Annotated in this window: 11 protein-coding genes; 8 read left to right on the forward strand and 3 right to left on the reverse strand. The window is 54.3% G+C overall.

The features are described 5' to 3' along the window. Positions 1–238 (forward strand): hypothetical protein (locus tag NP596_RS17775; RefSeq protein ID WP_256616738.1); only part of this gene is annotated, 238 nt, incomplete at its 5' end. Between the two features lie 412 nt (positions 239–650). Here NP596_RS17775 and NP596_RS17780 read toward each other — a convergent pair. The 3 genes from NP596_RS17780 to ppgK are packed head-to-tail and all read right to left on the reverse strand — an operon-like array spanning position 651 to position 2,879. Further along, on the reverse strand, positions 651–1,448 hold the full coding sequence (locus tag NP596_RS17780; RefSeq protein WP_256616739.1) for an ABC transporter permease: 798 nt from the start codon (positions 1,446–1,448) through the stop codon (positions 651–653). A 2-nt stretch (positions 1,449–1,450) separates the two neighbouring features. Continuing rightward, positions 1,451–2,098, reverse strand: coding sequence for an ABC transporter ATP-binding protein (locus NP596_RS17785; protein ID WP_256616740.1), 648 nt, complete (start codon positions 2,096–2,098; stop codon positions 1,451–1,453). Positions 2,099–2,138: 40 nt separating this feature from the next. Next, entirely contained in the window at positions 2,139–2,879 is a 741-nt protein-coding gene (gene ppgK / locus NP596_RS17790) for a polyphosphate--glucose phosphotransferase (RefSeq protein WP_256616741.1), read from the reverse strand. A gap of 124 nt (positions 2,880–3,003) precedes the next feature. Between ppgK and NP596_RS17795 the strand changes: the two genes are divergently transcribed. The 7 genes from NP596_RS17795 (at position 3,004) to NP596_RS17825 (ending at position 9,657) form a co-directional block, all read left to right on the forward strand. After that, positions 3,004–4,449, forward strand: coding sequence for an ATP-binding protein (locus NP596_RS17795; protein ID WP_256616742.1), 1,446 nt, complete (start codon positions 3,004–3,006; stop codon positions 4,447–4,449). Continuing rightward, positions 4,446–5,132, forward strand: a complete 687-nt coding sequence (locus NP596_RS17800) for a response regulator (protein ID WP_256616743.1) — start codon at positions 4,446–4,448, stop codon at positions 5,130–5,132. Before NP596_RS17795 ends, NP596_RS17800 begins: the two co-directional genes overlap by 4 nt. A gap of 112 nt (positions 5,133–5,244) precedes the next feature. After that, the gene (locus NP596_RS17805) at positions 5,245–5,583 is read left to right on the forward strand and encodes a periplasmic heavy metal sensor (RefSeq protein ID WP_256616744.1); all 339 of its coding nucleotides are present in this window, start codon (positions 5,245–5,247) and stop codon (positions 5,581–5,583) included. An 86-nt stretch (positions 5,584–5,669) separates the two neighbouring features. After that, on the forward strand, positions 5,670–6,125 hold the full coding sequence (locus NP596_RS17810; protein ID WP_256616745.1) for a DUF6515 family protein: 456 nt from the start codon (positions 5,670–5,672) through the stop codon (positions 6,123–6,125). A 199-nt stretch (positions 6,126–6,324) separates the two neighbouring features. Beyond that, positions 6,325–7,581: a lipid IV(A) 3-deoxy-D-manno-octulosonic acid transferase gene (gene waaA, locus NP596_RS17815; RefSeq protein WP_256616746.1), complete on the forward strand. Its 1,257-nt coding sequence runs from the start codon at positions 6,325–6,327 to the stop codon at positions 7,579–7,581. Between the two features lie 91 nt (positions 7,582–7,672). After that, positions 7,673–8,881: an argininosuccinate synthase gene (locus tag NP596_RS17820; protein ID WP_256616747.1), complete on the forward strand. Its 1,209-nt coding sequence runs from the start codon at positions 7,673–7,675 to the stop codon at positions 8,879–8,881. A gap of 161 nt (positions 8,882–9,042) precedes the next feature. Continuing rightward, the gene (locus NP596_RS17825) at positions 9,043–9,657 is read left to right on the forward strand and encodes a hypothetical protein (protein ID WP_256616748.1); all 615 of its coding nucleotides are present in this window, start codon (positions 9,043–9,045) and stop codon (positions 9,655–9,657) included. The last annotated feature ends 34 nt before the right edge of the window (positions 9,658–9,691 follow it).

Consider the following 9,691-nt stretch of genomic DNA (forward strand, 5'->3'; position numbering starts at 1 on the left):
GTCGCCAAAAGAAAGTATCCAAAGAAAAGGCGACCCGGATGCCGCGTTGATCCTGCGCGCCGAAGGCTTTGAGCGGGGTTTTCCGAAGGGGCTTCCCAGCCCCCGCGGAAAACGCGATGCCTCCCTGCATCGCCCCTGCCGGGCTGAACCGCTCAAACCCTTCGGTGCTCGGCGCGGCATAACGGGAGAAAACCCAACACGAAATTTGAAATCGTTTAATATTTTGAAAGTCGGGTAGGTCAGGGTGCGCGATAGCGTTCCCTGACAAATTTTGGGCCCATGACTTCGAAATGTCACGTAACCGCTATCGCGGCAACGTGACCTACCTGGCTGTTTATGCACCAAAGCGGTAGCAAAAGCGGTTAATGCGTGGCCGGCTAACTTTGCGGTTTGATTGTGCCTGGAGAACCAATGACAGCATGTTGATCGTTACCGGCCCAGTTGCGTAGGGATTGATAGCCTTCATTCCCCGGATTCCATTTCATTTCATCCGGGCTACGCTGGCTCCTGATGAAAAAATCACAGGATGCAACAAATTAAGTTAGATGCATACGTGGTGCCGATAGGCTGTTACTTTGAATCGGGGACGGCTTTCACTGGGATACGCGGGTTAAAAAATGCAGCGGCTCGGCACATAAAAGGGCGGCTACTCAGCGCTTGGAGTCCGCAAACAACTGTTCATTTAACATGTCGTACTCGTTAAAGGCGATAGGCAGGCTTAGTTTCAGATTGATGACGGTGGCCAGCGTGGTGCTGGTAAAAATGCAGATCATGATAGCAATTTGGTATTTCACCGCCACCCAGGGATCGCTGCCGCCCAGAATTTGCCCGGTCATCATGCCGGGCAAGGACACCAAGCCCATGGTGGCCATATTGGCGATGCTGGGGTTCAAGGCGGCTTTGACGGCTTGGCGAAAGTACGGCAACAACGCTTCCCAGCGGCTGGCGCCCAGCATTAAATAGGTGGTGTATTCGGTTTGGTTTTTGCCGACCGCCGCATAAAAGCGTTCCAGGGCGATGACGTTGCCTTGCATGCAATTGCCCAAAATCATGCCGGCCAACGGGACCAGGTAGCGGGCATCGTAAAAATGCGCCGGCTGGATGACCAACACGACCAGATAAGCGGTGGATAACACGATGCTGACGGCAACGGCGGTAAAACAGGACAGGGCAAAATAGCGTACTTTCAGGCCGGACCGGCGCAGGATGCTGAAATCCGCCACGATCAGCATAATCAATATCCAGGCGGCGTTTAACCAGGGGTTATTCAGGGTAAACAGGGTTTTGATATAAATGCCCACCAAGCCCAGTTGCAGCGTCATGCGCACTATGCCGATGCCGATGTCGCGGCTCAAACGGGCGCCGATCAGCCACAGCAGCGACCACGGCAGCAAGCACAGCCCATACAGCAAGGCCATGCGCGCTAGCGATATATCCAGGGTTTCCATGGTCACCTCGTTCGGGTCAGCCGCCCGGCATGCATTTCAAACACGGTCTGGCTACGCTCCAGCCAATCCGCGTCATGGGCCACGGCCAGCAGCGTCAATTGCGGATCGGCAAACACCTCGAATACCGCTTGTTTGCTTTCCGCGTCCAGGGCGCTGGTGACTTCGTCCAGCAAATAAACAGTCTTCTCCAATAACAGGCCGCGGGCCAGGGCCAGCCGTTGTTTTTCGCCGCCGGAGATGCCGGCGCAGTCCCGGCTTAATAGCTCGGCCGGTAACCGCAGGCGCTGCAACACATCCTTCAGCCGGCTTTCCGGCGGCCGCAGGTGGCGATGGGCCTTGAATTGAAACGGCAGCAGTAGGGCATTGCGGACGGTATCGGCGCCCAGTATGGGTTCCTGACCGATATAGGCGGCATAGCGGCGTATGCTTTGCACGGTTTTTGAGTTTAACGGCCGGCCGTTAAAATAAATCCCGCCGGCCGCCAGTCTGTGCATGCCCAGCAGGGTTTTTAGAACAGTGCTTTTTCCGGAACCGGATGCGCCGCACAGCACGGCTTTTTCGCCCGCTTGCAGGGTAAAACTGACTTCAGAGAGCAGGTTTTTGTCTTGAACCGTTACGCTGACAGCGTCGAATCGAATAATCGCGGCCATGGCACACTGACGGCTTTCTTCAGGAACAGGCGCGGCCGTGTTAAAGCTTGGATTTAGCGAACAAGGCGGCGCCGACTATGCCGGCCTGATTTAAGAAGGCGGCCGGTTTTACCGGTGCCACGACTTTCAATTGTTCCTTGAACTTGTCGAACTTTTTACTGGCGCCGCCGCCCAGAATGATCAGATCGGGCCAGAACAGGTTTTCCATCAACGTCAGGTAGGTATTGAAGCGGTTGCCCCAGGCTTTCCAGCCCAGATCTTCGATTTTGCGCACGGCGTCCGAGGCGTAACGTTCGGCTTCCAGGCCGTTGTCCAGATACACGTGGCCCAGTTCGGTATTGGGGATTAAATGCCCGTCGGTAAAAAGGGCCGTACCCAGGCCGGTGCCTATGGTTACCAATAGCACGACGCCGGCTTGCCTTGCGCCTTCGCCGAATTGCATTTCCGCCATGCCGGCGGCATCGGCGTCGTTGACGTTGTAACAGGGGCAGTTGGTGGCTTCGGAAAACAGCGCGTCGATGTCGGTGCCGATAAAGGCTTTGGAAATATTCGCCGCCGTTCTGGCCACGCCGTGTTGGATCGCGGCCGGAAAGCCGCAGCCGACCGGTCCCGTCCAGTTGAAGTGCAGAACCAGTTGCGCCAACACCGCCGCCACGGCTTCAGGGGTGGCCGGCTGGGGCGTTTCGATGCGGTGGCGCTCCGTCAATAACTCTCCGGTAACCGTATCGACCACGGCACCTTTAATGCCCGAACCACCAATATCCACACCGAGAATATGCATAAAACGTCCTGAAAAATTAAGTTAACGCCGCATTTTAGGCCAACTCCGGCCCGGTACGCATTAATTTCATAGTTTTTGCACAGTTGCCGGGCATAATGTTGGGCAAAATAGACGAGTCATAAACGTGCATAAATCCATCCGCATCAAATTGTTTCTGAGCTTTCTGTTGACCACCTTACTGGTGGTTGCCGGCATGTATCTGTTCATGCGCTGGTCCTTGGATAGAGGCTTTAATGAACTGGTTGAAGCGCGGCAGCATGAACGCATCGAAAATCTGGTGGAGAATTTGAGCGACTATTATGCGGAGACGGGCAGTTGGGCGCCCTTGGCGGCTAATAAACGCCAATGGATACGGCTGTTGCTGCAATCCGATAACCGCCGCCACCGCTACCCGCCCGTCTGGATCAACAAGGTGGCTGCGGAGCCGGGTAATCTTTGGCCGCCGGCGCCGGAGGGTGCCGACGGCCGCAAGCGGCGCTTCATCCCCTTGGAATTGCGGGTGATGCTGTTGAACGCCGATCGCTCGCTGTTGTTCGGGCGGGCGGAGAGGCTGGCCGAGTTGTCGCTGCGGCCGATAGCACACGGCGGCCAAGTGGTGGGTTATCTAGGGCTTTTGCCCGGGCGGGGAGATAATCAGGTCGGCGATTTGCGGTTTATGCAGCGGCAAGCCCAGGCCTTCGCCTGGATTGCGTTGTTGATGGTCGTGTTGTCCGCCTTGCTGGCGACGCTGTTGGCCTACTTGTTGGGCCGGCCCATCAAGCGGATTGCCGGAGCCGCGCAACAACTCGGTAAAGGCGCTTACGCCATTCGCCTGCCGGTTGAATCCGGGGACGAATTGGGGCAGTTGGCGCGCGATTTTAACGAAATGGCGGCGGCGCTGGAGCAGTCGGAACAGGCCCGGCGGCGCTGGGTAGCCGATATTTCCCACGAATTGCGCACGCCCTTGGCGGTTTTACGCGGCGAGCTGGAAGCCTTGCAGGACGGCATTCGGCCCATGAGCGCCGAGGCGGTCGATTCGTTGTTGGCCGATGTGATGCGTTTGAACCGCTTGACGGAAGACTTGTATCAACTGGCGTTGTCCGATCAGGGCGCGCTGACCTACCGAAAAACCATGATAAATCCGCTACAGGTTTTAAAGGCTGATTTGACGGCCTTGCAGCCGGAATTCGCCGCTAAACGTTTGCGGGTCGAACTGATAGAGGGCAGCCAAAATCTACCGGGCCTGTATGCCGACGCCGACCGCTTGTCGCAATTGTTCCGCAATTTGCTGAAAAACAGCCTCAATTACACCGATGCCGGCGGCAGGATAGTCATCAGCGTTTCCAACGATGCGGCCAAGTTAGTTATCGAAATAGCCGATAGCTCGCCCGGGGTGGCGGAACAGGAATTGGGTAAGTTATTCGCGCGGTTTTACCGGGTAGAAAGCTCGCGCAACCGAAACCATGGCGGGGCCGGGCTGGGTCTGGCGATTTGCAGTAACATCGTGGCGGCGCATAACGGCGCTATCCGGGCGCAGACTTCGGAGCTGGGCGGGCTGGCCATTGTGATTGAATTTCCTCTAGTAAAATGACGATTCTGATTGTCGAAGACGAACCAAAACTGGCCGCGTTGGCGGCCGATTATCTGCGGAACGCCGGTTTCGCCGCCGAAATATTGTCCCACGGCGATGCGGTATTGCCTTGGGTCAAGCAGCAGCATCCCGAGCTGATTTTGCTGGATCTGATGCTGCCCGGCCGCGACGGCTTGTCGATCTGCCGGGAAATCCGCGGTTTCAGCCAGGTACCCATCATCATGGTTACCGCGCGCGTCGAGGAAATCGACCGCTTGCTGGGGCTGGAAATGGGCGCCGACGACTATATCTGCAAGCCCTACAGTCCCAGGGAAATGGTGGCCCGCGTCAAAGCGGTGTTGCGCCGCTTGCAGCCGCAAACCGGCCCGGAGAACCATGCCGACTTGTTGGCTTTGGATGCCAACAGTTTCAGAGTTAGCGCCGAAGGGCGGGAAATCGAACTGACGGCGGTGGAATTTCAGTTGTTGCAAACCTTATACCGGCAGCCCGGGCATATATTTTCCCGCTCCAGATTGATGGACTTGGTGTATCCGGATCAACGCATCGTTTCCGATCGCACCATAGACAGCCATATCAAGAAACTCCGTAAAAAATTGGCGGAATTGTTGCCCGGCCACGAGCTGATTCATTCGGTGTACGGCGCCGGGTACCGTTACGACAGGCAGCCGGCCGGCCACGATTGACTTGCACAATCTTTCCTTAATTGCTCCCTATTGTTTGCGATATTGATTGTTAGAGTAGAACCCGAAAACGGAGAAAAGCCGTTTCAATCCCCTAACCAATCGGAGCATTACCATGAACAAAAAAATCCTAATCATCGCACTGGCCTTAGCGCTTCCTTTAACCGTGGCTGCTTTCCCTGGCGGACATGACGGCGATTTTAAAGGTCATAAGGGCGACAGAGTCGAACATTTGGCCAAGAAATTGGCGTTAACCGCCGAGCAGAAAGAGCAGTTGAAGCAGGTTTTTGAAGAACAGCACGCCAAACGCGAAGCGCTGCGCCAGGAAACCGATCAACGCATGCGGACCGTATTAACGCCGGAACAAATGACCAAGTTTGAGGAAATGAAGAAGCAACGCCACGAAAAATGGCAAAAACGCCATCAGGAAGGAAAAGGTCAATCGGCCGATTAAACGCGGGTTTGATAAGGGTTAATAAAAAATTGCGGCGCAACGAAAGCGCCGCAATTTAAAGCCAACATCCTGTTAAGGAGTCAGCTATGAGCACGTTAAATATTAAACGCATCTTGGGTATCGGTTTGCTGATCTTGTTGAGCCAGCAGGCCGCGGTTGCCGATGAATGGCGGAATTCGCGGCATGATCGCGGGGCAACCTATGGGCAACGAAGCCAGGTATCACGCCAGCCGGATTATCGTCACGAAGAGCGCTATTACAATCGGGAACGCGTCGTTGCCCCAGTACCCATAGGCTATTCCAGGGTGTATGCCAACGCCGGCGAATATTTCTATGCCAACGGATCGTTCTATCGGCCTTCCCGGCATGGCTATGTTGCCGTGGCCGCACCGATAGGCGCGGTGATTGGCCGTTTGCCCCGCTTTAATCGCGTGACCTATGCCCGGGGACTGCCTTACTACGTGGCCGGCAATACCTTTTTTCGCCGGCATGCCAACGGTTATGTGGTGGTGGCCAACCCGGCCATGGGGCATAGGCGTTAATCCGAAAAACCAATCGAGCCGCCGGTGTCTTATCGTCAACAATGATTTAGCAAATCCCGGATTTCGCGGTGCTTCATCCGGGCTACCCTAGCTTTGTTATACTTTCCGCAAATTATAGCGAGGAGAAGTCGGGTGGTTGCATTCGGTTTGAAATTCTTGGCAGGCTGTCTTTATGCCGTAATCGGTGAGAGCTGAACGGATGCGGCAACTATATACTTTGATTTTTTACTTGGCTTTGCCGGCTGTTTTGTTGCGGCTTTATTGGCGCGGTTTCAAGGCCTCGGAATATCGGCAACGCTGGCGGGAACGTTTGGGATTATATTCGCGCCCATCCGCGCAAAACGTGGTCTGGTTCCACTGCGTTTCGGTCGGTGAGGCGGAGGCGGCGTTTCCGTTGATACGCCTGATGCAAGCCGAACATCCCAATCGGCGGTTTTTAGTGACCGTTACCACGCCCACCGGTTCCGCCAGGGTGCGCGATGTGCTGGGGGGGCAAGTGGAGCACGTCTATTTGCCTTACGATCTTCCGCTGGTGGTTCAGCGATTTTTGAATCATTTTCGGCCGAAAATGGCTGTGTTCATGGAAAAGGAAGTCTGGCCGAATTTATTTGCGGCCTGTGCCGAGCAGAATATTCCCTTGTTTGTGATCAATGCGCGCTTGTCCGAGCGTTCGGCGCAAGCCTATCAAAAAATCCCCGCCTTAATTAAACCCGCCCTCCGGTGTATTGACAAAATTGCCGTACAAACCGAAGCCGACAGGGTGCGGTTTATAGAAATAGGCGCCGATGCGGAACGGGTGGCGGTGTTGGGTAATATTAAATTCGACCTCAGTATGGAGGACAGCGTAGTCGCCGCCGGCCGTGCATTAAAACGGCAGTTTGCCGAACGCTTTGTATGGATTTTGGCCAGCACGCATAAGGATGAAGAAGCACAATTACTGCCGGTGTTTGCGGGCTTGAAACAACGGATTCCGCGGCTGTTGTTGATGATAGCGCCGCGGCATCCGGAGCGGTTTCAGTCGGTGAAGAAATTATGCCTGGATCAAGGGCTGGCAGTGGTAATGCGCAGTGAAAATCCGTCGGTTTCCGCGGCTACCGACGTTTACATCGCCGACAGCATGGGTGAATTGAAAATGTTGTACGCAGCGGCGGATGCGGCGTTTGTCGGCGGTAGTCTGGTGCCGGTCGGCGGGCATAATGTGTTGGAACCGGCCTTGATCGGGGTGCCGGTATTATTCGGTCCGCAAATGTTTAATTTTGCGGAAATTGCCGAACGGATTCTGGCCGAACAGGCAGCTGTGCAATGCGCTACTCCCGAAGCAATAGGCGCGGCGGTGCTGCAAATTCATGCCGATACGGATTTTAGAGACAAGCTGACCGCCAAAGCCAAGGCCTTCGTATTACGCAACCAAGGTGCTACCCGGCGGATAGCGGATGTGTTATCCGCCTCGCTTTGAGCAAGCACTTTGCGATGCGGGGGAAACGTCGGTCGTTTTCGGCTATAATTGCGACATTTTTTATTGTTAAATTTAAGGTGTGAAACGCATTATGTCCGAAGTCAAAAAAGTCGTATTGGCCTATTCCGGCGGTCTGGATACCTCGGTAATTCTCAAATGGTTGCAGGATGTTTACCAATGCGAGGTGGTGACGTTTACCGCCGACATCGGCCAGGGCGAGGAACTTGAACCGGCCCGCGCCAAGGCTACCGCCGCCGGTATCAAGCAAATCTATATCGACGATTTGCGCGAGGAGTTTGCCCGCGACTTTATCTTCCCGATGTTCCGCGCCAACACCATCTACGAGGGCGAATACCTGTTGGGTACCTCGATTGCCCGGCCGTTGATCGCCAAACGTTTGATCGAGATCGCCAACGAAACCGGTGCCGATGCGATTTCTCACGGCGCCACCGGAAAAGGCAACGACCAAGTTCGGTTCGAGTTGGGCGCTTACGCCTTGCGTCCGGATATTAAGGTGATTGCGCCATGGCGGGAATGGGATTTGAATTCACGGCAAAAACTGTTGGATTACGCCGAGCAACACGGCATTTCCGTGGAGATGAAAAAAGGCAAAACTTCGCCTTATTCCATGGATGCCAACTCGCTGCATATTTCCTACGAGGGCCGCATCCTGGAAAACCCCTGGACCGAGCCGGAAGAAGACATGTGGCGCTGGACAGTGTCTCCGGAGAACGCGCCCGACCAAGCGACTTATGTCGAATTAACTTATCGAAACGGTGACATCGTGGCGATAGACGATGTGCCGCACACCCCGCATCAAGTGATGGAGAAACTGAATAAAGTGGCCGGCGCCAACGGGGTAGGGCGCTTGGATATTGTCGAAAACCGCTATGTCGGCATGAAATCGCGCGGTTGCTACGAAACCCCGGCCGGTACCGTGATGCTGAAAGCGCATCGCGCCATCGAGTCGTTAACGCTGGATCGCGAGGTGGCGCATTTGAAAGACGAATTGATGCCGCGTTACGCCTCGTTGATTTACAACGGTTATTGGTGGAGTCCGGAGAGGGCCATGCTGCAAACCATGATCGATGCCTCGCAGGTTCATGTCAACGGCAAGGTGCGGGTAAAACTCTATAAAGGCAACGTTATCGTGGTCGGCCGCGCATCGGACAACAGCCTGTTCGATGAAAATATCGCTACCTTCGAGGAAGACGGCGGTGCTTACAATCAAAAAGACGCCGAAGGCTTTATCAAGCTGAATGCCTTGAGAATGCGGATTGCCGCTAAAAAAGGCCGCTAAGTTTTTCCCGGCTGCATAAAGCAGGACATTTTCGGCGAAGCTTGTATAATGGATTAGTATGGTCAAGATCGGCTTTATGATGGGCGAAATTGGTTTCCGCTTTATTATGCCGTCTTGACCGATAGCTTCCTGATTAGCAAACTACAACAATAATGAGCACTATGCCTGAGATTAATCCGGATGATGCCAACAGTGAGTCGCGCGCACTAGCCATGCTTCAGGCTGTCCAAAAACACCATGCCTTGGTTAAAGCCAATCGATTTTTATTGATGCTGGTGTTTGCCTTGATGGTGGCCGTTTTTGTGATGGGTTTGGTTTTAATGCCTAAACAAGACAGGTTGAACGGCGTTAGAAGCAATCAAGCCGAGGTTGCTGCCTACGCGTTGCAAAATCCGGCCATCTCGGCCGAAATAAACACGCTGAAAGGGCAATTATTCGGATTGGTCAGCGGCTCCATCGAAAGTAAATTGCGGTCGTTGGAAGAGAATATCAAGCGCGGCAGCGTGGCCGATTCGCTGAATACCATTCAGGATTTGAAAAGCGATGTTAAAGTGCTCAGTGCGTATACAGCTACTTCGCAGCTTAATCCTCAAAAAGATGCGGTGAATCAGCAATTGATCAAGGAAATTACCGATTTAAAAGATCTGGTTTATTTGACCTTTATCTCCTGCGGGTTGATGATCGCCGCGTTGGCCGGGGTTTGGCTGCGCCACCGCTACAGATTGACCCACCAGAAAAATCATACCCTTTATCTCGGACGCAGCCGGCAAGGCTAAATCGACAATTTTTTTAACGGACATAAAAAAGCCG

It is taken from the genome of Methylomonas rivi, assembly GCF_024505165.1.
GTDB lineage: Bacteria > Pseudomonadota > Gammaproteobacteria > Methylococcales > Methylomonadaceae > Methylomonas > Methylomonas rivi.

Excerpts from the sequence above, each read along its gene's own strand:
- NP596_RS17800 (WP_256616743.1), top strand. The coding sequence starts at position 4,446 with ATGACGATTCTGATTGTCGAAGACGAACCAAAACTGGCCGCGTTGGCG.
- NP596_RS17805 (WP_256616744.1), top strand. The coding sequence starts at position 5,245 with ATGAACAAAAAAATCCTAATCATCGCACTGGCCTTAGCGCTTCCTTTA.
- NP596_RS17785 (WP_256616740.1), bottom strand. The coding sequence starts at position 2,098 with ATGGCCGCGATTATTCGATTCGACGCTGTCAGCGTAACGGTTCAAGAC.
- NP596_RS17810 (WP_256616745.1), top strand. The coding sequence starts at position 5,670 with ATGAGCACGTTAAATATTAAACGCATCTTGGGTATCGGTTTGCTGATC.
- waaA (WP_256616746.1), top strand. The coding sequence starts at position 6,325 with ATGCGGCAACTATATACTTTGATTTTTTACTTGGCTTTGCCGGCTGTT.
- ppgK (WP_256616741.1), bottom strand. The coding sequence starts at position 2,879 with ATGCATATTCTCGGTGTGGATATTGGTGGTTCGGGCATTAAAGGTGCC.
- NP596_RS17820 (WP_256616747.1), top strand. The coding sequence starts at position 7,673 with ATGTCCGAAGTCAAAAAAGTCGTATTGGCCTATTCCGGCGGTCTGGAT.
- NP596_RS17780 (WP_256616739.1), bottom strand. The coding sequence starts at position 1,448 with ATGGAAACCCTGGATATATCGCTAGCGCGCATGGCCTTGCTGTATGGG.
- NP596_RS17825 (WP_256616748.1), top strand. The coding sequence starts at position 9,043 with ATGCCTGAGATTAATCCGGATGATGCCAACAGTGAGTCGCGCGCACTA.